The organism is Pseudochelatococcus lubricantis (assembly GCF_011762225.1).
GTDB classification, from domain to species: Bacteria; Pseudomonadota; Alphaproteobacteria; order Rhizobiales; family Beijerinckiaceae; genus Pseudochelatococcus; species Pseudochelatococcus lubricantis.
In genome coordinates this window covers 39,262-61,991 of sequence record NZ_JAASQI010000013.1, presented here as the reverse complement: position 1 = coordinate 61,991, position 22,730 = coordinate 39,262, and the positions used below count along the sequence as shown (strand labels likewise).

Below are 22,730 nucleotides of genomic sequence, written 5' to 3'. Positions count from 1 at the left end.
TGATCGTTCATCTGGCTGAGCTCCAAAATGTAGCCTTGAATCACGATCTCCCGAAGTTGGGAATCCCCTTTGTTAATTCCTCACTACGACCTAGAATCTGTCCTGTTCCAACGTAAACAGGACAGATTCTGGCGTTAGAGGCACACAATGACCGCGCCTACCTATTCATCGTTTGCTCAGTGGTATAGCGAGGGGCACCTCGCATCTTATGTACGAACGATGAAATCTCCTGGAGGAATGCTGAACCTGCTTGAGGCAGCCCAGCCTGCAGGGGACATGTCGGATCCTGCTGTTCCCGATCTCGTTTTATATCAAGACCTGTCGGGCGGCAGCCGCGTGATCGGCGATCTCGGGGCCGGACGCTTCGATGTCATCAGCCAGAGGGGTGGTTTTTTCGTCGCTGCGCCGAACTTTGCCAATACGGTCCTCGTTGAAAAGCGTCATCAGCTTCGAAGTCTGTCCTTTCCAGTATCGCGATGGCAGAGCATTGTTGAGGAGGCTGCTGGCGGCACTTTCTTCTTCGGTTCTCACTCGCTCTATCGGGGAAGCTTCGCGTCACCGAGGATACGATCGGCGATCCAGCATCTCTGGCAGCTATGTGACGAGGAAGGGGTCCCCTCGCGGCTTCTGGCCCAGGCTGCTGGCTGCGAGATTCTGGCGGAGCTCTGCCGTCTGATTGGCTCCCCGCTCGTGACTGTCAGGGGCGGTCTTGCCGCCTGGGCAGAACGGCGGTGCATAGAAATGATGCGCGCCAGGCTGTCGGAGGATATCAGTCTCGACGAACTGGCGGCAGAGGCGCGCCTGTCGACGTTTCATTTCTCGCGCATGTTCAAGCGGAGCGTCGGCGTGCCGCCACGGGTCTATTTGACACGACTGAGGCTGGAGAAAGCCTGCGAGCTTCTTGAGCGAACAGACCTTCCCGTCACCGAGATCGCACAGGAAGTGGGATATTCATCAAACCAGGTTCTGGCGCGCATCTTCATGAAACACAGACGCATGAGCCCCAGCAACTATCGCCGCGCTATGCGCACACAGGTCTCATAGAATCTGTCCTGTTTCAACGTAAACAGGACAGATTCTAGAGCGGCTTCGCACCGTTTTCGCTTCAGTCGGGTCTCACGCCATCAGTGCACGGAATGCTGCTCCCCTGCACCGATCGTTAAAATACCTTGTCGTTAGCCGACGCGGCCTCGCTAAGGGGCGGGGTTCCAAATCGTTCTATCAGCATCTCAGTGAGGGTTCGCACCTTTCGAGAGGGATACTGGCCGGGCGGCCTCACGACGAAGATCCCGGCTGGCGGAATCGGATGATGCGTCATGATTGGCACCAGCGCACCCGAACTAATATGATCCGCGACCAGCGGTTCTGGCAGATAGGCGACCCCAACTCCGTCCAGAGCGGCCGCTACGAGGGATATTGCGTTATCAGCTATGAAGCGTCCCTGAGGACGCACCGTGACAATCTCGTCGTCATTCATGAATTGCCACTTCTCGGCGTCCCGCATAACGACTTGGTGATTCATAATCTCGTCTGGTGTTGCGGGAGCACCGTGAGCTTCGATGTAAGCAGGGCTGGCAACCAGCTTGCCAAAGATCGGTCCGATACGTCTCGCGACGAGGTTCGAGTCCGACAGATGCCCCAGCCGAATTGCGCAATCAAAGCCCTCTCCCACGAGATCTACGAAGCGATCAGTATAGGAAGAGAGGATTTGTAGTTGCGGGTGCCGGTTGGCCATCTGGGAGAGCACAGGAGCAAAATAGCTCGGGCCAAATGACAGTGGCGCGGCTACGCGCATGCGGCCTCGAAGCTCACCGGCAGGCAGGATCGTTTCGCGCACCAGATCCAATTCGGCGGCGGTCCTGGCTGCGTAATCGCGGAAGGTAGCGCCTGCTTCCGTGAGCGCTATCCCACGGGTCGTCCTTGCAAATAGCTGTGCGCCGAGTTGCTCCTCAAGCCTGGTGATCCGCCGGCTAACCATCGACTTCGAGATGCCCAGTCGCAGCGCGGCAGACGACACTCCACCCGCATGAGCAACTTCGACAAATATCCTTAGATCCTCAAGTTCCACAAGGCGTTCCTTATCTTGCAACACGGCTTCACACGACCGAGGGCTACCAAGGCAAGGAAGGGAATGACAACTTCGCTGCCGCTGTCTGTCCCATGAGGGCATTCTCGCACCGTGCCTCACGAACCGCCAATATAGGAATTAGTTCGTAATCTTTCTAACGGCTTCCATTCACATCTTCGTCCATCGCACGCATCCGTAAAACGTCGGCTTCCACATCACCGCAATTCGTAAGATCAGTCGAACGAGGGTAAAATGCTCAAAAATTTATTCATCGCCTTTGTGACGATTTCTTCTTTCTCTGCGGCTCAGGCGCAAACCACGCAAGAACAACCCGACGCCGATCTGATCGTTATCAATGCAAAGATCTTCACCGGAAACCCGAGGCAGGCCGAAGCTTCTGCTTTAGCCGTCAGGAATGGCCGCATCTATTCCGTCGGATCGGATGTGGACATTCTCGGTCTAAAGAATTCCGCTACCAAAGTGATTGATGCACGCAGTCGGAGACTCATTCCCGGCATCATCGATGCTCATACGCACGTCCTCAACGACCTGGCCTATAACTACAGTGTTCGATGGGATGGCGTGCCGACGCTGCGTCGTGCATTGACCATGCTCAGCGAGCAGGCCCAACGAACGCCTGAGGGGCAGTGGGTCAAGGTGATCGGAGGCTGGTCACCCTACCAATTTGAGGAGAACCGCTTTCCCACGCTGGCCGAGCTGCGCGAGGCCGTGCCCGACCATCCCATGATTGTGCAATATGCCTATAACCGCGCTTTCTTGAACAAGCAGGCGATGGAAGCGCTTGGCGTGGGCACCGAGCGGTTCCCAAAGGTGCCAGACATCGAATTCGAGAAGGACAGCCACGGCAATCCCACGGGCGTTGTCCACGGCTATACTTGGCTGTTTCTTGCTCTTGAGGGCATGGTGCCGCAGCCCACGTTCGACGAACAAGTGAGTTCGATAGTCTACAGCGTTCATGGTCTGAACCGGACCGGTGTGACCTCGATCATCGATAACGGCGGCAGGTGGCCATACCCGGAGGCCCAGGCGCGGGTAGCCGTGCTCGCACGAGACAACCGCCTCAATGTGCGGATGCCCTTTGTGGACTTGCAACTCGGCGACGGCGGGCCGGTGAACATGGTGGATCTGGAGATCGAGGCGATCACGAAAACGGCGCCGATAAGCCCGGGGCAAAACCTGCACCCCACCCTGGCACATGGCCATGAATATCGCGGTGCCGGGGAGGTTCTGAGCGGGGAAGTGCACGATCATGAGAACTTCGACCGTCCGGCGGTCATCATCGAGCCCGAGAAGATGCGGCGCTTCGTCGAGCAGGATGTGATGAAGCTCGTCCAGCGGCGCATCCCGTTCCGCATGCACGTTAGCTACAACGAGAACATCTCGCCCTTTCTCGATGGCCTTGAAAAGGTGAACGAAACGATCCCGCTCCATGGCCTGAAATGGAGTCTCGAACACGCGGAGACCATCAGCCCGGAGAACATCGATCGGGTGAAGACGCTGGGGGGCGGTATCGCCCTGGACGCCAAAATGGCGCTGCACGCCGATGGCTTCATCAAGACATACAGTCGCGAGAAGGCGTTGGAGACGCCGCGTCTGCGCAAACTCGTGGATAGCGGCATCCCTCTGGCCATGACCACCGACGCTTTCCGGGCAGCCACGTTCAACCCTTGGGTCGGGATAAGCTGGATGGTGTCCGGCAAGTCCGTGTCCGGTTCGGAGGTTCTCGCCGATAACAACCGGCTCTCCCGTGCTGAAGCGCTGAAGCTGTTCACCAGTGGGGCAGCCTGGTTCATGAATGCAGAAGCCGAACTAGGCACAATCGCCCCGGGAAAGCTGGCTGACTTCGCCGTTCTCGACAGGGATTACTTCGCCGTGCCGGAAGAGCAAATCAGCTCTATATCGTCTGTCCTAACGATTATGGACGGCAAGGTCGTGTATGGCGCACAGGACTATAGCGCTCTTTCGCCAAAACTGCCCGAAATCCTTCCAGCCTGGTCACCCGTAAAATACTTCGGCAGCTATCATGGGGAAAAATGAATCCCGCGAAATGGTTTTCTCCGCTTTCCCCAACAGTTCCATTTCAAAAGCTCCTTGGACTCCGGTTTCGCCGCATGGCCGTTCCCTACTGTGCTGGAAGCACCATCGCCTGAAGGTGGGATCAGCAGTTGCGCGCCGGTCCCTCTCCGGGGGGCGGTTACTGCTACTTTCGCTTGCTGCCCTCGCCTTTGCTCAATGGGACTACCGGCCCGCCCTGGCGGATGATGCTCGCTTGAAGCAGGAGAGACCCTCGATAAAAGCCGACCGGTCGCGGGAGGACTGGTCGGTCCTCGCGGATCCGAAACTGCGGACCCAGCCGCTGGACAGTCTCAAATACATTCCGTTGTTTTCCTCCAATCCCCACAGCTACATCTCGTTCGGGCTCAATCTGCGTGAAATATTCGAAGTCAGTGATGCGCCGGCTTTCGGAACCGTGCGTGCAAATCCCAGAGACTCCTACTGGTTACAGCGCGCGCAGTTCCATATCGATGCTCACCTGAATGAAAACTGGCAAGTGTTCACGCAGTTCGAGGATGTGCGTGCATTCGACAAGAAAGTGATCGGCCCCAACGACGCAAACCGATTTGATCTTCGGCAAGCATTCATCGGCTATACGCAGAAGACTGACGCCGGAACGTTCAGGGTAAGGGTCGGCCGTCAAGACTTCGCGTTTGATCTGGAGCGGTTCGTGTCGGTACGCGATGGGCCGAATGTCCGCCAGTCATTCGATGCTGTCTGGGCCGGGTGGGAGACGGACGCATGGCGCTTCTATGGTCTTGTCAGCCGGCCCGTTCAGTATTGGGACGACCGCCCTTTCGATGATAGATCGAGCGGCGATGCAATGTTCAGCGGGGCCCGCGTGGAGCGGCAGCTCTCGCCGACGGTCGTGGCGTCGGCCTACTACGCGCTTTATCAGCGCAAGAACGCCACTTTTCTCACCGCGTCGGGTGAGGAAGACAGGCATATCCTCAATATCCGGACGGCCGGCAAATATGCCGGTTTCGACTGGGATGCGGAGGCGATGGGACAGATTGGCAAGGTCGGCTCAGCCGACATTCTGGCCTGGGCCGTGGGTGCGAGGACCGGCTACACCTTCGAGGATCTCACCTGGTCGCCGCGGATCGGTATGCAGTTCGACGTGGCGTCGGGCGACCGGGACGCAAGTGATGGCACGCTCGGCACCTTCAATCCGCTGTTTCCGAACGGCTTCTATTTCTCGCTCGGCGGTCATACCGGATACGCTAACCTCGTCCACATCAAACCATCGGTCACCGTTCAGCCGACAGAAGACCTGACCCTGATGGCTGGGGTCGGACTGCTCTGGCGACAGACGACACAGGACGCTGTCTACACGCTGCCAAGCCTTCCCGTGGCCGGCACGGCGGGTCAGGGGTCGGCATGGACCGGAGCCTATTTACAGGTCAAGGCGGACTACCGCTTCAATCCCAATCTCGCGGGGTCGCTGGAGGCCGTCCGTTACCAGGTCGGCTCGGCGCTTCGCGACGCCGGAGGCCGTGACAGCAACTATGTTCGAGCGGAACTGAAATACTCATGGTAGCGCATGCACAGCCATACGCACCGGTGCCGGCCTTTCGCTGTGCCAAACATCCAGGGATGATGGATCGGTCGTCTCATATGCAGACGCGGCGTTGCACAATGAGGAAAGCTGGATAGGCATTAAAGCTGGATAGGCATTCTTGGGCTGATATCGCAGAACCCATTCTCAAGACGCCGATTGAAACAACTCGACCAGCATCCTCTCATTGTCGCGGATATAAGCGAAGCGATCACCGGAATGGTTGGGTACGGAGGACGGAGGTATAACTATTTCAACGCCCTTTGCCGCAAGAGCGGCTACAGCTTCTTCCAGATCATCAACAATGAGCGCAAAATGGTTGATACCACGGATTTTCAGAAATGTTTCGATTTCTTTTCGCTCTTTTGACATGGGGGCAGCGCCTTCGACTTGAATAATCTCCAGTCGAGCTTCACCACGAACGAGCATGGCCACCTCCGCGCCAGGCAGAGTGAAACTATATTGGTGCTCGAAACCAAGCTTATCTCGATACCAGTCAAGGCTGCCCTGCAGGTCGTTGACAACGACACCGACATGATGGAGGCGATGGACGAAATTTGTCATGTGATTTCCTGGGTTTAGTTTTCTCGTTCCAGATCCGGTTCGAGAGACCATCCCTGCAATGGTTGCGGGACTACGTACGCTGCCGGAAACGAGGTTCAACTTCCCAAGGCAGGTCGCCCACCTCTCCTCCGATCAAGGCAAACTTTGCCACGCATGCGGGAAAGTGGGAACTACACTTTACTTTGCAATAAAAGCCCCGTTGAACACCGATTTCGAAAGCGGCTTGCCCAGGATTTTACTCGTGCAGCGTAGAAGTTAGCCCAGCATATACGGGCAGGATAGTCTCCCCAAATGCGAAACGCTGTTGCAAAACGCAGAACGGGAGGCCTATCAAGGCTATCATGCTAAATTTTGGGAATAACCCTCAGTATCTCCTGGCTATATTTTGTATTGCCCGACGGTTCGCCTCTGTCGTGCGTGCGCTCCCGTGCAGAATTTTTCCCTGAATGCATCCCTCCATGCCTGGCTCAATAGGGCACCAGCAAACTCTGATACTGAACAACTATTCTTAACGACGTGTCGAAAAATCTTCAAAGCACTCGATTAGCATCTCGGTGAGCACCCGTATCTTGCGTGAGGGATGCAGCCCTGGCGGCCGGACGACATAGATGCCCAATTTGGCGGGCGGATAGCGCGTCATGACCGGAACCAACGCGCCGGAAACCAGATGCTCCCTGATCAATTCTTCAGGGACACCGGCTAGCCCAATCCCGGCAAGTGCTGCCGCCACGAGAGCCACGGCATTGTCGGCTTTGAAGCGCCCCTGCGGTTTCAGCGTGACGATCTTGTCCCCATCCATCACCAACCAGGTTTCAGTTCCCTGCATGACAACCTCATGCGTGAGAAGTTCCTCCGGCGTCTCGGGCGAGCCGTGCTTTTTGATGTAGTCCGGCGTTGCAACGTACTTGGCGGAGGTCCAGCCGACGCGCCTTGCCAGCATGTTGGAGTCGGGAAGATGGCCGACCCGTATCGCGCAGTCGAAACCTTCTGCGATCAGGTCAACGAACCGATCGGTATAGCTGGCTTGAACCTGCAACTCCGGATGACGCTGCGCCAGGGATGCGAGCACCGGGGCGAAATGCGTCGGACCGAATGTAAGCGGAGCTGCGATCCTCAGCCGACCGCGAAGGTCGCCGCCAGGTAATATCGCCTCCCTGGCAATGTCGATCTCGGCGCAGACTTTTGCGGCGTGTTCGCGGAAGGTGATCCCGGCCTCCGTGAGGGCGGCGCCGCGCGTCGTTCGGGCAAGCAGCTGCACGCCCAATTCCTTTTCAAGCCGAATGAGGCGCCGGCTGACCATCGACTTGGATATGTCGAGCCGCCGCGCGGCGGGCGAAACCCCGCCAGCATCGGCAACTTCCACGAAGGTCCGCAGGTCTTCGATGTCCAAATCAACGTTCCTGTACGCGCGACGGTTTAGTGCTCGAAGCAATCCGATCATATCACAAATAGAAACGACGGTGTCGACGTTGGCGTTCCTCATTTCGCGACACAGCTTCGCGGGAAAGGATGCTACCGCGCCATAACAAGAAATGAGAGTGTCAATTGAGGCGTCGTCTGAGGCGCCGCCCGTCTTTCCAGTAACCCAGCCCGCAACGTCAGCAAAGGATGTTTCCATGACCTTTCGTAACGGTCTCGATTCGCTTCTTCGGCCGGAAGACTCGGTCCTCGTTCTGATCGACCACCAGCCCTATCAGCTCGCGAACCTGAACAGCCACGATCCGCAAGCCGTGGTCAACCTCACGACCGCGCTGGCGAAGCTGGCGAAAGCCTTCAAGGTGCCGACCATTCTCACCAGCGTGATCGCGGCGCGCGGTGGACTTCTCTTCAAGCAGATCACCGACGTATTTCCGGGCCAGGAAGTCATCGATCGCACGTGGGTGAACACCTGGCAGGACGAGAAGGTGGTCAACGCTGTCAAGGCGACCGGCCGCAAGCAGCTGATCATCGCCGGCCTGTGGACCGAGGTCTGCGTCGCGATGCCTGTCATCCAGGCTGCCGGCGAAGGTTGGGACGTGACCGTGATCACCGATGCGTCGGGAGGGATTTCGAAGGAGTCTCACGAAGTCGCCGTGCAGCGCATGATCGCGGCCGGCGCGAACGTGATGACCGTGATGGCGCTCGCTGGCGAATGGCAACGCGATTGGGCACGCACCGAACATGTCGAGGAGCTGACCGAGATTCTCATCGAGCACTTCAGCGGCAGCGGCATCGCGTATCTTTGGGAACAGCAGTTGCTCAACACCCCGGTCGGTGCCGCTGGACCGTCGGGCGGCTGATCGGGGCGGGTGGCGGGGTTATGCGACGGCGAACGCCCCCGATTGCTCGTCGAGTCTCATCACCCCTCCCCCTTTCCGAGGATCAAGAAGATGTCTTTAAGGACGCATCGCGCGTCCGGAAACGGAATGAACGGCAACCTGTCGCTCGGAATGACCAACTCAACAGCGATCCTCATGGGGCGCCCATATCGAACAATGAATTATGGAGGGAGTATTCATGGAAATTGGCGTCGACAGTTTTGCCGCGATCCTTCCTGATCCGACGACAGGAAAGCTCCCTTCGGCGACCGACCGCATGGCCGAACTTCTTGATGAAGTCGAGGTCGCCGATCGGGTTGGGCTCGATGTCTTCGGCATCGGCGAGCATCACCGCGCCGAATTCCTCGATTCCGCGCCTGCGATCATACTCGCCGCAGCAGCGGCGCGTACCAGCAAGATTCGATTGACGAGTGCGGTGACAGTATTGAGTGCCGCCGATCCTGTCCGCGTCTTCCAGGAATTCTCAACCCTTGACCTGATTTCCAGAGGACGCGCCGAACTCGTCGTCGGCCGAGGTTCGTTCGGCGAGGCCTTTCCTCTTTTCGGCCTGGACACACGGGCATATGACGAACTCTTCGCCGAGAAGCTAGACCTGTTCATAAAGCTTGGAGAGACAAACAATCCTGTCTGGGAAGGCCGATTCCGTCCGGCGCTGAACGGCCAGGGCGTCTTCCCGCGGCCCCACCAGCGGCGGCTGCCGCTATGGATGGGTGTAGGCGGTACGCCGCAATCCTTCGCGCGTGCCGGCGCGCTCGGCCTTCCGCTGATGGTGGCGATCATTGGTGGAACCTTTGAACGGTTTCGCCCGCTCATCGATCTCTATCGCGAGGCCGGTATGCGCGCGGGGCACGATGCCGAAAAGCTCAGGGTGGGCATTCATGCGATGGGTTTCGTCGGCGAGACAGACGCAGCCGCCAGGGATGCCTTCTTCCCTGGATGGTCGCATCTGACAGCGAAGGTCGGTCGCGAACGTGGCTGGGCGCCCCCGACACGCGAGCAGTTCGAAGACATGGCCAGCCCGCGAGGCGCCTTCCTGATCGGCGCTCCGGCAACGGTTGCCGAGAAGATGCTTCAGGCGAGCCGGGTGCTGGGCGGCCTTTCCCGCATAACCTTTCAGATGAGCACCGCCTCTCTGGAAACGGCGGCGATGAAGCGTTCGATCGAGCTTTTGGGTACTGAAGTGGCGCCAGTCGTTCGTGCGGCTGTGGTGCAGGCATGAGGAGGCCTCAACACAAATAGCTCGCCATCGGGAATAGATGGCAACCCGGTCTTCCCATCCGAAAATCTGAGGAAAGGAAAGAACACCATGACGACGCTTACGACGCAGGAGGGAAACCGGATCTTCTACAAGGATCGGGGTCCGCGCGAAGTCCGGCCCATCATGTCCTATCTTGACTGGCCGCTGAGCGCGGACGACCGGGACAACCAGATGCTGTTCCTCCTCGGCAAGGACTACCGCGTCATCGCACATGACCGGCGCGGTCATGGTCGCACCGAGCAGACCGATACTGGAAACGAGATGGACACATATGCGTCCGACGTCGCGGAGCTGGTGCGGGAGCTCGATCTGAAGGACGCGGTTCACGTCGGGCACTCGACGGGCGGCGGCCGGGTGATCCGCTACATCGCTCGCAGCGGGCCTGGTCGTGCGTCGAAGGCCGCGCTGATGGGAAAGACACGTGGATGGCTGAAGTGAGCCTGGGGCAAACGATTGGACCGGCAGTCGTGCTGATGGGAGCCGCTGTTGTTGCTGTGCCGTTGTTCCGCCGGCTGGGGCTGGGATCGGTGCTCGGCTACTTCGCCGCTGGCGTTCTTGTCGGGCCATCGGTGCTGGGGCTGCTCACCGATACCCAATCCATCCTCCATTTTTCCGAGCTTGGGGTGGTGATGTTCCTGTTCGTGATCGGACTGGAACTGCGCCCGAACAAGTTATGGGCGATGCGTACCCAGATTTTCGGATTGGGCCTTGTCCAGGTCTTCGCCGCGACAGCCGTCCTTGCTCTGACGGGCGCGATGCTCCTCGGCCTATCCGCGACCGTCGCTTTCATCGCCGGGGCGGGCTTTGTCTTATCCTCAACCGCCGTCATCATATCGGTGCTGCAGGATCGGGGCGAGATTTCGGGCGCACAGGGACAGAAGTCGGTTGCCATCCTGCTGTTTGAGGATCTGATGATCGTGCCGCTCCTGGCGGTGGTCGCCTTCCTCTCGCCGCTCTCGCATGGACAGTCAGGATGGACGGACGCCCTCATAGCCGTCGCGGCCCTGCTCGTGCTTCTGGGCATATCGCGCTGGGGTCTGAATCCGTTCTTCACCTTGCTGGCACGCGCGCGCACCCGCGAAGTGCTGACGGCAGGTGCGCTGCTGGTGGTGCTTGGCGCAGCGCTGCTGATGGACGTCGCCGGATTGTCGATGGCGATGGGCGCGTTTCTCGCCGGAGTGATGCTCTCGAGTTCGAGCTACCGGCACCAGATCGAAAGCGATATCGAGCCGTTTCGCGGTCTGCTCATGGGACTGTTCTTTCTTGCTGTCGGCATGTCGCTGGACCTTTCGATCGTCGCGGCCGAATGGCCGCTTCTGCTGGCCATGCTGGGCGCGTTCACGGTCGCGAAGGGCGCCGTGGTCTATGTGGTCGCGCGTCTGTTCGGCAGCTCGAACCATCAGGCCCTGCATCGTACGTCGATGTTCCTCCAGGGCGGCGAATTCGCCTTCGTCCTTTATGCAGCAGCGATGGCAGGCGGCGTTATCGATGCACGCGAGAATGCGCTGTTCGCTACCGTCGTGATCCTGTCAATGGTGCTGACCCCGCTGCTCACAATAGCGACCGACCTTCTGCTTCGAACGGAAGCGTCGATGGATGGCATCGATCCCGCCCATGATCTCAAGGGGCGGGTCCTTATCGTCGGGTTTGGACGCTTCGGTCAGATCGCATCACAGATACCTTTATCGCAGGGCGTCGAGCTTTCTGTCATCGACAAGGACCCTGACCGCATTCGCGATGCCGGGCGATATGGGTTCAAGGTCTTCTTCGGCGACGGGACCCGGCTCGATACGCTGCACCACTCCGGTGCCGGGGAAGCTGATGCGATCATGGTCTGTGTCGACGACCCCAAGGCCGCGATGAAGATCGTGGAGCTGGCGCAACACGAGTTCACCCAGGCAAAGCTTCTTGTCCGCAGCTACGATCGTGGACACGCGGTAGATCTGATCCGAGCGGGAGTCGATTACCAGATCCGCGAAACGGTCGAATCCGCCTACCTGATGGGAGCGGAAGGTTTGCGGGCGCTGGGCTACGGGGAAGCCGATGTTGAAGCCGCCGCCACCGACATTCGTCGGCGCGATGCCGAACGCCTGGCCGAGCAGGTTCACGGAGACACCATGTCGGGCAGCAGCCGACTGCTCCTTCAACCCGTCCGAAAGCCGCTGTGATGTCAGACTTTCGGCGAATGCACACTCCGACGTGACCATCTGTGCAGTGAACCGTCTCGGCTCCGTCGCAAATTCCATCGGAGTCGAACAACAGGATGAGGACAAATCATGCCTACACTCTACTACGCCGTAGGTGCCTGCTCTCTGGCCCCGCACGTCGCTCTCGAATGGATCGGCGCTCCTTACGAGGCGGTCAAGGTGCAGTATGGCTCCAAGGAGCTTCTCGCAGTAAATCCCGCCGGTGCCGTCCCGACGCTTCGTGAAGGGGACGGCTGGCTTCTGACGCAGGCCGGCGCGATCCTCGACTACCTGGCACACAAGCACCCCGAGGCTGGGCTTGCCGGCGGAGATGGCCTGCGCGCCAGGGCCGAAGCGCATCGCTGGTCCGCCTTCTTTACTTCGGACGTCCATGCCGCCTTCTGGCCGATCTTCATGCCTTCCCGCTACACAAGCGACACAAGCGAAACGGCCCGGCAGGCGGTGGTAGAAGCCGGACACAAGCTTGTCGCGAAGCAGTTCGGTATTCTCGACCGCCACCTCGATGGACGGGAGTACATCCTGGATGGCGCGCGCTCGGTGATCGACGCCTATTCCTTCCCGATGATCCGCTGGGCGCTGAAGCTTCTGCCGGGCGGCCTGGAAGGATATCCGAACGTGCAAGCGCTTCATGACAGGCTGGCCGGCGATCCGGCAGTGCAAAAGGTGCTCGCGCGTGAGGCCGAAGGCTGAGCGGTGAGCGGGGCTGACGACCGGCATTACCGCCAACGTCGATTTCTAGAGCGCGTTCCGATCAGATGGATTGGGAGAAGTCGCCAATGGTAGACAGCCGAAAACCGTCTAGTTGACAGGGCGTCCGCGTAGACGAACGCAGAATCCCCGTCCCCACCTCAATCAGCGCCGAACCCCAGGAGATGTTGCATACCGCCGTGCGCGAGGGAACGCCGCTCAACGCGCTCTATCCAACGCCGTCACCGCAAGAGCATGAGGCATGGCGGCAGATGCAGCTCAATGCCGACAGGTATTATGCCGAAACTCTCCTGGGAGCTGTGAAGTACCTGAGGTTGACAATGATTACACATGATCGATGGAAACGACCCGGCTGGCCGGAGATACTGATAGGACTCGCGGTGTATGCACTGCTTCTTGTCTCGTTCGGCCTGCTATTGGGGTTTCTTCCTCAGAGCGATCCTGTTCTTCTCGGGGTTGTCGGTTCGACTGCGGGCGGCTTCGTCGGCGTCGGTGCTTTCGCCGCGGCATTCGGCCTGCGGATACGGGCGCTCGGCCCGTTCGGGTTCAGACGAGTCTCCCCCCGCTGGGGCATGATCGCCATTGGAGCGGGGATCATCGCCTATGGCCTCAACCTGATCATACAGTTCACATACCTGACGTGGTTCGGGAGCAACGACCCTCAAGGTATCCTGCATGCAGCGGCCCGCGGCGGCCCGCTTCCCTTTGTCTTGTCCTTTCTCGGCGGAGCCATCTTCACGCCGTTCGGCGAGGAAATCCTGTTCAGAGGCGTCGTTGCGAATGCGCTCAACCGCTATGGCGCCTTTGCCGGTATCGTTCTGAGCTCAATCATCTTCGGGCTCGCGCACGGCGTCAGCGTGATCCTGCCTGTCGCGATCATGGTCGGTCTTCTATCCGCTGTCCTTTTCCGGGCAACGGGATCGGTCTGGCCCTGTGTCACCCTGCATTGCGTTTATAATGGCGCCAATAGTTTCGCGTCGGCCTTGGGTTTCTCGCCAATGCAATAAAGCGCGAGGACTTTGGCCGCTGCCATCACCCGCAGCAGAGTCCGTGGCTAAACGGAATCGATTTCCGCACAGCTTTGCCGACTGCGCGCGGGTCCTCTCAAATAAAGGACAATCAGTTTGAACAGACATTACCTCCTCTCATTCGCGCTTGCACCCGGTGTGCCTCGCTTGCGTTGCGCATGGACCGCCCGCGCTCATTCTCAAAAGGAGATCAACAGAATGCCGCAATATCCTTCCGTCGAACATCGTCGGTCTGCGCTAACCATATTCTCTATAGTCCTGCTCGGCCTCGCTGTCACAGGATGTGTGTCGGCTGAAGAACGGCGGTATAGGGACGCGGGTACTTGCCAGAGCTTTGGAGCTTCCTATGGGTCTCGCGCTTATACGGACTGCATGCTGGAACAACAGCGCCGACGCGACAACGCGCAACTGAAGTCGCTCGAACAGACCCGAATGACGCAAGAAATTGCAAGAAACGCTCAGGTTATGGCCGATCACGCACGCTGGGAGCGCTGCAGGCGCGATCCTAGCCGGCGCGAGTGCCGTCGATAAGGACCAATATTCGGCTGCTGCAACTATGCGCAAGCATCGCGTGTCAACACTCAATATAAGACGATAGCCGTCGCCAATCCGTTGCGCAGCGTCCCTAATGATACACGCCTCGTCTCCGACGTCATCGGGAGCATCGAGGGGTTCGGTGGTGCTCGTCGGTCATTCATACGGAGGCCAGATTATCTCTAACGCCGCGAATGGGCATGATAACGTCAAGTCACTCGTGTATGTGGCTGCCTTCGCAGCAGACTCTGGCGAATCTGCATCCGATCTGGCTGGCATGTTTCCTGGCGGGACGCTTGGGGATAGGCTTGCGACCCCGGTCAAGCTCACTGACGGTGGTGCCGACCTCTATATCGACCAGACAAAGTTCCGCGACCAGTTCGCTCACGATATTCCGGCCGAAACGTCGGCACTAATGGCGGCCGGCCAGCGGCCGATCACCGAGGCCGCCTTGGCGGAGGAATCCGGTGAACCAGCCTGGAAATCACTACCTTCTTAGTCTGATCGAATACTGAATCGGGAGAGTTACATTGAAAGCTGTTACTGTTTCAAAGACGGGTCCAGAAACTCACCTCGTTCTTGCCGAGCATACAGAACCTGGAGCCGCGCCGGGCGAGGCAATTGTCGCGGTTCGTGCCTTCTCTTTGAACAACGGTGAGGTTCGAGCAGCACTTCACGAAGGTGTCGACGGCGACCGGCCCGGATGGGATCTGTCGGGCGTGGTGGAAAGCGCACCGAAAGGATCCGGGTTCCAGCCGGGCGATCGCGTCGTGGGCTTGGTGTGGGGAGGAGGCTGGGCGGAACGCGTAGCCGTGCCGACCAGCCGGCTGGCCAAAATCCCCGATGGCGTGAGTTTCGAAGCGGCCTCGACTCTTCCTGTCGCCGGGCTCACCGCGGCCATAGCGTTGCAGAAGAAGGCGATCGGCAAGGGAAGTCGTGTTCTTGTCACGGCGGCTACGGGCGGTGTCGGCGTCTATGCGGTCCAACTCGCAGCGGCTGCGGGCGCGCATGTGACAGCCTTTGTACGGGCCGCGGCAAATACGGAATTCCTACGCAACCTTGGCGCAGAAGAGATCGCAGTCGGTCTCGAAGCAGCCGAGAAAGGCGGCCCCTACGATCTGATCCTGGAGGGCGTTGGGGGCACTCTCCTGGGCGAAGCGCTGATGTGGCTGGCGCCGCGCGGCGTTTGCGTTCTCTTCGGCGATGCTTCACAGGACACGCTCACGACCTTTGACGCCCGTCGCTTCCGTCTACAGTCGGGCGGAGCGTATGGTGGCACGGTTCTTTACGGCTTCTTCCTGATCGATGAGTTGACCCGGCCCGAGGGGGCGGCCGATGGATCGGCCATTCTTGCCGACCTCGCCCGCCGCCTGTCGGAGGGGAGTTTGCGCCCGGTTATCGGACGAACCGCACAATGGACGAGAATCGATAAAACGGCCCGCGAACTTCTGAAGAGAGAGTTCAGCGGGAAGGCCGTCCTGACAGTCGGCGGATGAGGGAAAGCTTCAGGATCTACTTGTTCTCCGGGTCCGTATGGAACGTCGTGACGTCCACGAGATCATCGTACGTGCAGCCTGCGGCGTCGAGTGTGGCCTGGAGATTGTCGAAGGCCAGCTGAACCTGACGTTCGAAATCAGGTTCAGATGTTCCATCGCCCCGGCTGCCAATTTGCCCTGAAACAAAAAGAAATTGCCTGGGGTTTTGTCAGCTCATCGTCCTTCGTCATTGCCGGTGCGCAACCGACACACGGCGACGGCGGTGCCGCCTATAGGAATGGAGATCGTCATTCGACATCTGGATGCGGTAGCGCCCGTTTACGCGAAGCAACGTGGCACTATGGGGAACGCTAAAGTCAGGTTAAATTGATGAACAGAACCATCAAGGATGGCCGCATTCAAATGAACAACTAGAAACTCACTCTGCCTGATCGACGATGATCTGCAGCGTGCCTTTCGTGCAATGCTCAACACGCGCCTCGACCTCATACACCGCTGCCAGCATGGCACTGGTGACGACATTCGCCGGAGTGCCGAAGTCATGCAGCGCGCCTTGGTGGAGAATGGCGATCTGGTCGGCATACTGCGCGGCAAGCGCTATGTCGTGGAGGACGATGAGGACAATCATGCCATGCTGACGCGCCAGACGAACCGCCTGCTTCATGACCAGCGCCTGATAGCGCAGATCGAGCGCACTGGTCGGCTCGTCGAGCAACAAAACCTCCGGTCTGCGCACGACCACCTGCGCAAGGCTCGCCATCTGCCGCTGGCCACCGGACAGCGCGCTCAAGCTCCGGTTGGCGAGTTCCGCGATCCCGATCTCGGCAAGCGCCTCATAGGCCCGCTGAATAGGGGCCGCCGACGGGCTTTCCGTCCGAGTATTCGCGGGAGGCGAGGCACGCAGAGCGCCGACAACCGTCTCCAGAACCGACAGGCCGATCCCGGATGGCAGTGTCTGAGGCATGTAGCCAAGACGGGCCGCCCGCTCCGCCCGCGGTCGCCCGACCAACTCCTGCCCATCGAGCCGGACGCTGCCCGTGATATCGCCCAACCCGGCGAGACCGCGCAGCAGGGTGGATTTGCCGGCGGCGTTCGGCCCTATGAGTGCCGTGAGCGAGCCGCGCCGCAGCGGTGGCAAGCTAAAATGGCGGATAACCGGCACGCGGCCATAGCCGAGGGTTACATCCGATATGATGAGTTCGTTCTTGCCGGCAGGCTCCATGTCTATGACTTCCGTCTCAGAATGAGGGAGATGAAGACAGGCACGCCGACCAGTGCCGTAACGATGCCAACCGGGACGATGATGCCCGGCATGATGATCTTGCTGACGATCGAGGCCAGAGACAGCAGCAACGCACCCACCAGAGCGCTTGCCGGCAGCAGGAACCGCTGGTCCTCGCCAACCAGCAGCCGGGCGATGTGCGGCCCGACAAGGCCGATAAAGCCGATCGGCCCGACAAAGGCGACGGCGATCGAGGACATCAGGCTGATGCGGAACAGCGACGCGAACCGCAGCCGCCGGACATCGACGCCGAAGCTCAAGGCCCTGTCCTCCCCCAGCCGGAGCACTGTCAGCCGCCAGGCCGCTGCCATCGAAAAAGGCATGACGATGAGAAGGACAGCAGCGAGGATGGCGATCTTATCCCAAGTCGCGCGGGCGACGCTGCCGAGCATCCAGAATACCAATTGCTGCAACACATCGATCGGGGCGATCAATTGCAGCAGGGCGACCAGCGCCTGGCAACTGAACACCAGCGCAATGCCGAGCAGGACCAGCGTTTCCTTGCCGGCTCCGCTGATCCGTGTGGTTGCTTGAAGGAGCAGGACCGAACCGAAGGCAAAGGCAAAGGCGAGAGCCGATACGGCCCAGCTTTGCGGCAGCCCGGGCAAGGAGAGATGGAACACGACGGCGGTGGAGGCCCCGACAGCCGCCGCCGAGGAGACGCCGAGCGTGAACGGGCTCGCCAGAGGATTGTCGAGAATGGTCTGCATCTCGGCTCCGGAGAGCGACAACGCGGCCCCGACCAGAAGCGCCATAGCGGCATAGGGCAAGCGCACCGACCAGACGATGACGGCGGTCGTCGGATCGGCGAGCGCGGGATGGAAAACCGCCCCGAAAAACTCCGCGAGCGACAGGCCGGAGGGGCCGGTAACGATATCGGCGATGGCAGCGCCGCTCATCGCCACGGCGAAGACGGCAATGAGAGCAAGACGGCGCACAACCCGCCGCCGATGCAGGTCGAAAACGGCGGCCAGGGGAGGCTCACGGTGCCCGCTTTCCTCGACAGGGCGTAGCGCACGCCCTGTCACGCCACTTTTGTGACCAGCCGGGGTCATCACGGCTTCAAAGCCTCATCGATCCAGTAGGTGCCGGTATCCTTGAACGCCGGCAGGAAAGTGGCATAAAGCTCGCGTTCCGTCGCCTTCGGGTCGAGATCCTTGAAGAGCTCCGGATGCACCCACTTCGCCAGCGCCTCGATCGCCAGAATGCTGTAGGGTGAATTATAGAACTCATGCCAGATGCCATGCGCACGGCCATCGCGGATGGCCCTCAGGCTGCTGAACTCCGGGCGGGCAAGCACCTGCGCCAGCGAGCTTGCGGCCTGTTCCGGCCCGACCTGCGCGCCAAGCAGCACACCCGGAACCCGATTGCCGGTGGCAACATAGATGTCGGGGTCGGCTTTCAGCGCATATTCGACGCTGATATCGCCAATCGCGCCGGGCACGACGCTCGAAGCGATGTTGCGGCCACCGACCGCCTTGATGAAATCGCCCATGCCGCCGTCACCCGTGGTGTGACCGGGCGTCGGGAAGACGCCAGCGAGCAATTCCATAAAGACCTTCGGGCGTGACTCTTCCGGCAAAGAAGCCACGGCATCGGTGATGCGCTTCAGATGGGTGTTATAGAAATCGAGGAAGGCGGTCGCTTCCTTGTCGCGGCCCAGCGCCGTTCCGAGCGCGGCAAAGCTGGTGCGCATGCCATCGATGGGACTTACCCGGAAGTCAACGAACAGGACGGGAATGCCCGCCTTTGCCAGCACGTCGGCAATCGGGCTGTGCTCGGTCGGGCCGTGGCCGGAAATGCTGAAGACAGCAAGGTCCGGCTTCAGCGAGAGGATCTTCTCCGCGCTGACGCTTTCCTCGGATGCCTCGCCGATCAGGGGAATGTTGGCGACCTCCGGATACTGGGCGACATAGCCGTCAAAGGTCTTCGGATCGAGTTTCCTCAGGTCATTCTGCCACCCGGCGATGCGGCTGAACGGTGCGTCGCGATCGAGCACGGCCAAGGCATAGAACAGACGCCCCTCGCCGAGGACGACATTCTGGACATGGTCCGGAACCGTGACCTTGCGTCCCAGCACGTCGGTCACCTCAGCGGCGTGGGACATTCCGGCCCCGATACAAACAGAAAAAAGAGCGGCAAGACCTGCCGCCTTGAGAATTTTACCAAAACGTTGCATGAAATAGCACTCCATCATTCGATAACTACTGGCGATCCATCTCGGTCAAGGATTCCGATCAGCTCATTTTTGAAAACTGAAAGGATGAAGACTTGACAAGAACGATGAGCGCTCAGGAACGATTGTGAGCATCTATGCGCAGTGTCGGCACCAACGGAAGTGAAACTTCGACATCACAACATGAATGAAATGAATATTATAATTGCAATAAACTGCATAAAATGCATGATAGGTGGCATGAACCATGGAACGAGGTAAATGGTTTAATGTTTTTTATCAGATAGATAATCCTATCAAGGCGATCTTAACCCTACTTCTGTTACTGCCATGGTGCGGCCATCCGGAGCTTACGCCTTCGACATGAACCATCCCAATATTTCAACGATCGATCTCAACCTGCTGCGTGTATTCGACAGTATCTTCCGCGAACGCAATATCTTGCGGGCCGCCCACCAGCTCGGCATGAGCCAGCCGGCGGCGAGCCACGCCCTGGCGAGATTACGCCATGCCCTGAAAGACGACCTGTTCGTCCGGTCGGCGCGCGGCATGCAACCGACGCCGCGGGCAGAGCAATTGGCAGGTCCGGTCAGGCAGGCTCTCAACTATTTCGAGCTTGGGCTACAATCCGGTCCCTTCGATCCCGCCACCTCCGCGCAACGCTTTACCATTGCGCTCGACAACGCCAGCGCCGTCACGCTGACAGCACCGATCATCGAAGCCGTCACGAAGGCCGCTCCGAACGTGGTCACCGAGTTGCGGCCGAGCGGTACGCTAGACATCGACAGGATGCTCGATGAGGCCGATCTGGGCCTGTTCATCGGCCGCGCGCGCGAACCACGGGAGCGTTTCGCGTCCGAAGAGCTTTTCAGTGACGATTTCGTGGTTGTGCATCGTCGGGCGGAGAACATGCCATCGCCTCCGCTCGATCTGAAGGCGCTGGCCACCCGCCCGCATATCCGGCTCTCGTCGGCGGGCGACAATACGGATTTTATCGATCTCTGGCTGAAGGAGCACCATGCACATCGCGAGATCCGTCATTCCGTCCCTTTGCTCGGCTGCGAAGCCGTGCTGCGCCAGCACGATGTCCTTGTCATTACACGCAGAAGAATTGCCATGGAACTGTGCAGGGGGACCGGCCTGGTTTCGGATGAACTACCCTTTGTCGCGCCGCGCGTGGCGACCAACATGCGGTGGCATCGGAGGCTCGATGCCCAACCCGCACATTCATGGCTTCGACAGATCATCCGACAGACAACACTGGATTACCGCCTGATAGAGGCAGCGACGGCGCGGAAAGCCCAGGGATGACGGGGCCCGCTCGGTCATCGCGGATAATATCCTCGACCGCGACTTCCAGGCGGAACGACCGAGTGGATGCGCTGCTGCATCATTCGGACCAGGGATCGCAATACACAAGCGAACAGTTTCGGCGCTTGCTGGCAGACAGCGGCATCACCTGCTCTATCAGTCGGGCAGGCAATGTCTGGGATAACTCAGCGATGGAGAGCTTCTTCCCTACGCTGAAGACCGAACGGACCGCCAAGAAGGTCTACCGCACGCGCGATGCTGCGCGGGCTGACGTGTTTGATTACATTGAGCGCTTCTATAACCCAAGACGCAGGCACTCAACACTCGGCTATGTCAGCCCGATGAATTTCGAAACTCAGACTATGCTGGCCTAACATGCTGTCCACGGAGCCGGCAGCAGGCCACGGGTCATCATGGTCCGGCAGACAGGCCCGCGCCTGGCCCTTCTGCTATCGCCACCAAGGGAATCTGGCGACGATCGGCAGGGGCGCAAAGCGCGCCGGCGTCGGGAAAACCTGCAGCTCAGGCGAGGAGAAGCGCCGCCGCCAGCATTCCCGGATCGTCCGCCCCGATGCTGCGCTCCGGAAACATCCGCGCCCGCCCGATACGGCAGGGCCTGTCGCGGAATGCGGCCAAGGCCTGTTGTGCCGCCTGCGCCGCGACCTCCCGGCTCACCTCGCCGCCGCCCAGCGCAGCCGCAATGGCGTAGAGACTGTCGAGGATGGTCTTGTCACCGGTTTCCGCCTTGCCACGCATCGAGATCGCGTCCCGCATCGCCGCGACGATGCGGGGCAGGTCGGCAGGCTCGGGATCCCTGCCGGCCCCTTCGATCTCCCTCGCCTCCCTGGCGAATGTCATCGCGCCGGTGGCAACAAGCGTGCCAAGGCTCGATCCTGTCTCTTTCATCGCCGCCGCGGCGAGCCGTTTGCCCGCCTCCGAAACCGTCGCGGCCCCGGCCGCATTCGCAGTGGCCATCGCCGCGAAGACCCGACGCAGCATCGACCCCGTATCCCCGTCGCCAAGCCTGGCATCCGCCGCGTTGAGGGTCTGTTCCTCGCGTGCGGCTCCCGCGCTCAGACAGGCGACGAAGGCTGCAACATCGCTTGCCGTGATCGCCATCATCCTACCCTCCAGAACGGGCAACTGGCGGGGGCCGATATCAGCGCTTCCAGTTCCCCGTCGAGCACCATCAGCGACAGCGATGCGCCTGCCATTTCCATCGAGGTGACGAAATTTCCGACCAGCGGTGCGGCATGGCTGATACCGGCGTCCTTCAGACGGCGTTCGACACGCCGCCAGAGAATGAACAGCTCCTCGAGCGGCGTCGCGCCCAAGCCGTTGACCAGCGGCATCACCCGGTCTCCCCGGCCCGGCTTGAGATCGGCGAACAGGCGATCGACCATCTCGTCCGCGACCTTGTCGGCGGGGGCAATGGGCGCCCTCCAGATCCCCGGTTCGCCGTGGATACCCATGCCGAACTCCATCTCGTCCTCTCCGATGTCAAAATTCGGCGCGGACGCCGTCGGCACCCGGCAAGGCGCAAGGGCAACCCCGATCGATCGCGTCGCCCCGTTCGCCTTCTGCGCCAGCGCGGCAACCGCGGCAAGATCCCGCCCTTCCGCCGCTGCGGCACCCGCCGCCTTGTAGAGCAGCACGATTCCCGCCACCCCGCGACGCTTGGCTGCTTCATCCGCGCCGGCGCTGGCGACGTCATCGGTGCCGAGAACGGTCTCGCAGGCGATATCATCCATGCCGGCCATCTCGATGGCCAGGTCGAAATTCATCCGGTCGCCACCGTAATTGCCGTAAAGGCAAAGAACGCCGGTTCCGTGATAAGCGGCGCGGATCGCGTCTAGGCAACTTTGCGCATTCGGCCCCTCGAACACGTTACCGATGGCGCAGGCGTCGGCGAAACCCGGCCCGACATAGCCGGTGAACAGGGGCAGATGACCGGAACCTCCCCCGGTCGCGATACCGACGCGGCCTTGCAGCGCGGGTTCCCGGCGGGAGATGCAGCGGCCGCTCTCGCCGCCTAGAACCAGCCCGGGATGGGCCGAGGTAAGCCCGTCGAGGATCTCGTTGACATAGTCGGCAGGTGCGTTGATCAGTTTTTTCATTCTTGCTTCCCTCATGACCGCTTGATCGA

Annotated in this window: 19 protein-coding genes and 3 pseudogenes; 13 read left to right on the top strand and 9 right to left on the bottom strand. The window is 60.1% G+C overall.

Annotated features, from left to right (window positions below):
• Positions 1-237: 237 nt before the first annotated feature.
• A complete protein-coding gene (locus FHS82_RS19810; protein ID WP_246225463.1) occupies positions 238-1,044 on the top strand; it encodes an AraC family transcriptional regulator in 807 nt (268 codons plus the stop codon).
• A gap of 115 nt (positions 1,045-1,159) precedes the next feature.
• On the opposite strand, the gene FHS82_RS19805 is transcribed toward FHS82_RS19810, so the two are convergent.
• Positions 1,160-2,068, bottom strand: coding sequence for a LysR substrate-binding domain-containing protein (locus FHS82_RS19805; RefSeq protein ID WP_166956190.1), 909 nt, complete (start codon positions 2,066-2,068; stop codon positions 1,160-1,162).
• 252 nt (positions 2,069-2,320) lie between these two features.
• Between FHS82_RS19805 and FHS82_RS19800 the strand changes: the two genes are divergently transcribed.
• Together FHS82_RS19800 and FHS82_RS19795 are read left to right on the top strand one after the other, a co-directional pair.
• On the top strand, positions 2,321-4,126 hold the full coding sequence (locus tag FHS82_RS19800; RefSeq protein WP_166956187.1) for an amidohydrolase: 1,806 nt from the start codon (positions 2,321-2,323) through the stop codon (positions 4,124-4,126).
• Positions 4,113-5,684 carry an alginate export family protein gene (locus FHS82_RS19795; RefSeq protein ID WP_246225462.1) on the top strand — a complete coding sequence of 524 codons (1,572 nt, stop codon included), beginning with the start codon at positions 4,113-4,115 and terminating at the stop codon, positions 5,682-5,684. Before FHS82_RS19800 ends, FHS82_RS19795 begins: the two co-directional genes overlap by 14 nt.
• A gap of 165 nt (positions 5,685-5,849) precedes the next feature.
• Here FHS82_RS19795 and FHS82_RS19790 read toward each other — a convergent pair whose 3' ends face one another.
• A complete protein-coding gene (locus FHS82_RS19790; protein WP_166956184.1) occupies positions 5,850-6,266 on the bottom strand; it encodes a VOC family protein in 417 nt (138 codons plus the stop codon).
• 508 nt (positions 6,267-6,774) lie between these two features.
• A complete protein-coding gene (locus FHS82_RS19785) occupies positions 6,775-7,656 on the bottom strand; it encodes a LysR family transcriptional regulator (protein WP_166956181.1) in 882 nt (293 codons plus the stop codon).
• A gap of 226 nt (positions 7,657-7,882) precedes the next feature.
• Between FHS82_RS19785 and FHS82_RS19780 the strand changes: the two genes are divergently transcribed.
• The 8 genes and pseudogenes from FHS82_RS19780 (at position 7,883) to FHS82_RS19745 (ending at position 15,815) form a co-directional block, all read left to right on the top strand.
• Positions 7,883-8,545 carry a hydrolase gene (locus FHS82_RS19780; protein WP_166956179.1) on the top strand — a complete coding sequence of 221 codons (663 nt, stop codon included), beginning with the start codon at positions 7,883-7,885 and terminating at the stop codon, positions 8,543-8,545.
• A gap of 217 nt (positions 8,546-8,762) precedes the next feature.
• Complete coding sequence (locus FHS82_RS19775; protein ID WP_166956176.1) at positions 8,763-9,803, top strand: Atu2307/SP_0267 family LLM class monooxygenase; 1,041 nt, start codon at positions 8,763-8,765, stop codon at positions 9,801-9,803.
• A gap of 87 nt (positions 9,804-9,890) precedes the next feature.
• Positions 9,891-10,280, top strand: a complete 390-nt coding sequence (locus tag FHS82_RS19770; RefSeq protein WP_166956173.1) for an alpha/beta fold hydrolase — start codon at positions 9,891-9,893, stop codon at positions 10,278-10,280.
• Positions 10,268-12,010, top strand: coding sequence for a monovalent cation:proton antiporter-2 (CPA2) family protein (locus FHS82_RS19765; protein WP_166956170.1), 1,743 nt, complete (start codon positions 10,268-10,270; stop codon positions 12,008-12,010). The genes FHS82_RS19770 and FHS82_RS19765 overlap by 13 nt, the downstream gene beginning before the upstream one ends.
• A gap of 108 nt (positions 12,011-12,118) precedes the next feature.
• On the top strand, positions 12,119-12,739 hold the full coding sequence (locus FHS82_RS19760) for a glutathione S-transferase family protein (protein ID WP_166956167.1): 621 nt from the start codon (positions 12,119-12,121) through the stop codon (positions 12,737-12,739).
• A 182-nt stretch (positions 12,740-12,921) separates the two neighbouring features.
• Complete coding sequence (locus FHS82_RS19755) at positions 12,922-13,764, top strand: CPBP family intramembrane glutamic endopeptidase (RefSeq protein ID WP_246225461.1); 843 nt, start codon at positions 12,922-12,924, stop codon at positions 13,762-13,764.
• 618 nt (positions 13,765-14,382) lie between these two features.
• Positions 14,383-14,815 (top strand): annotated as a pseudogene (locus tag FHS82_RS19750) (alpha/beta fold hydrolase); the annotation flags it as partial.
• 34 nt (positions 14,816-14,849) lie between these two features.
• Entirely contained in the window at positions 14,850-15,815 is a 966-nt protein-coding gene (locus FHS82_RS19745; RefSeq protein WP_166956164.1) for a zinc-binding dehydrogenase, read from the top strand.
• 19 nt (positions 15,816-15,834) lie between these two features.
• On the opposite strand, the pseudogene FHS82_RS19740 reads toward FHS82_RS19745, so the two are convergent.
• The 4 genes and pseudogenes from FHS82_RS19740 to FHS82_RS19725 form a co-directional block, all read right to left on the bottom strand.
• Positions 15,835-16,005 (bottom strand): annotated as a pseudogene (locus tag FHS82_RS19740) (Rid family hydrolase); the annotation flags it as partial.
• A gap of 228 nt (positions 16,006-16,233) precedes the next feature.
• Positions 16,234-17,037 carry an ABC transporter ATP-binding protein gene (locus FHS82_RS19735; protein WP_166956161.1) on the bottom strand — a complete coding sequence of 268 codons (804 nt, stop codon included), beginning with the start codon at positions 17,035-17,037 and terminating at the stop codon, positions 16,234-16,236.
• Positions 17,038-17,039: 2 nt separating this feature from the next.
• Positions 17,040-18,035: a FecCD family ABC transporter permease gene (locus FHS82_RS19730; RefSeq protein ID WP_343042636.1), complete on the bottom strand. Its 996-nt coding sequence runs from the start codon at positions 18,033-18,035 to the stop codon at positions 17,040-17,042.
• A gap of 116 nt (positions 18,036-18,151) precedes the next feature.
• Positions 18,152-19,204, bottom strand: a complete 1,053-nt coding sequence (locus tag FHS82_RS19725) for an ABC transporter substrate-binding protein (protein WP_246225460.1) — start codon at positions 19,202-19,204, stop codon at positions 18,152-18,154.
• 399 nt (positions 19,205-19,603) lie between these two features.
• On the opposite strand from FHS82_RS19725, the gene FHS82_RS19720 reads away from it, so the two are divergent.
• Positions 19,604-20,584 carry a LysR family transcriptional regulator gene (locus tag FHS82_RS19720; RefSeq protein ID WP_417715125.1) on the top strand — a complete coding sequence of 327 codons (981 nt, stop codon included), beginning with the start codon at positions 19,604-19,606 and terminating at the stop codon, positions 20,582-20,584.
• A gap of 50 nt (positions 20,585-20,634) precedes the next feature.
• Positions 20,635-20,958, top strand: a pseudogene (locus FHS82_RS19715) (IS3 family transposase); the annotation flags it as partial.
• 148 nt (positions 20,959-21,106) lie between these two features.
• On the opposite strand, the gene FHS82_RS19710 reads toward FHS82_RS19715, so the two are convergent.
• Both FHS82_RS19710 and FHS82_RS19705 read right to left on the bottom strand, forming a co-directional pair.
• Positions 21,107-21,703, bottom strand: coding sequence for a DAK2 domain-containing protein (locus FHS82_RS19710; RefSeq protein WP_166956141.1), 597 nt, complete (start codon positions 21,701-21,703; stop codon positions 21,107-21,109).
• Positions 21,703-22,701, bottom strand: coding sequence for a dihydroxyacetone kinase subunit DhaK (locus FHS82_RS19705; RefSeq protein WP_166956135.1), 999 nt, complete (start codon positions 22,699-22,701; stop codon positions 21,703-21,705). The genes FHS82_RS19710 and FHS82_RS19705 overlap by 1 nt, the downstream gene beginning before the upstream one ends.
• Between the last annotated feature and the right edge of the window lie 29 nt (positions 22,702-22,730).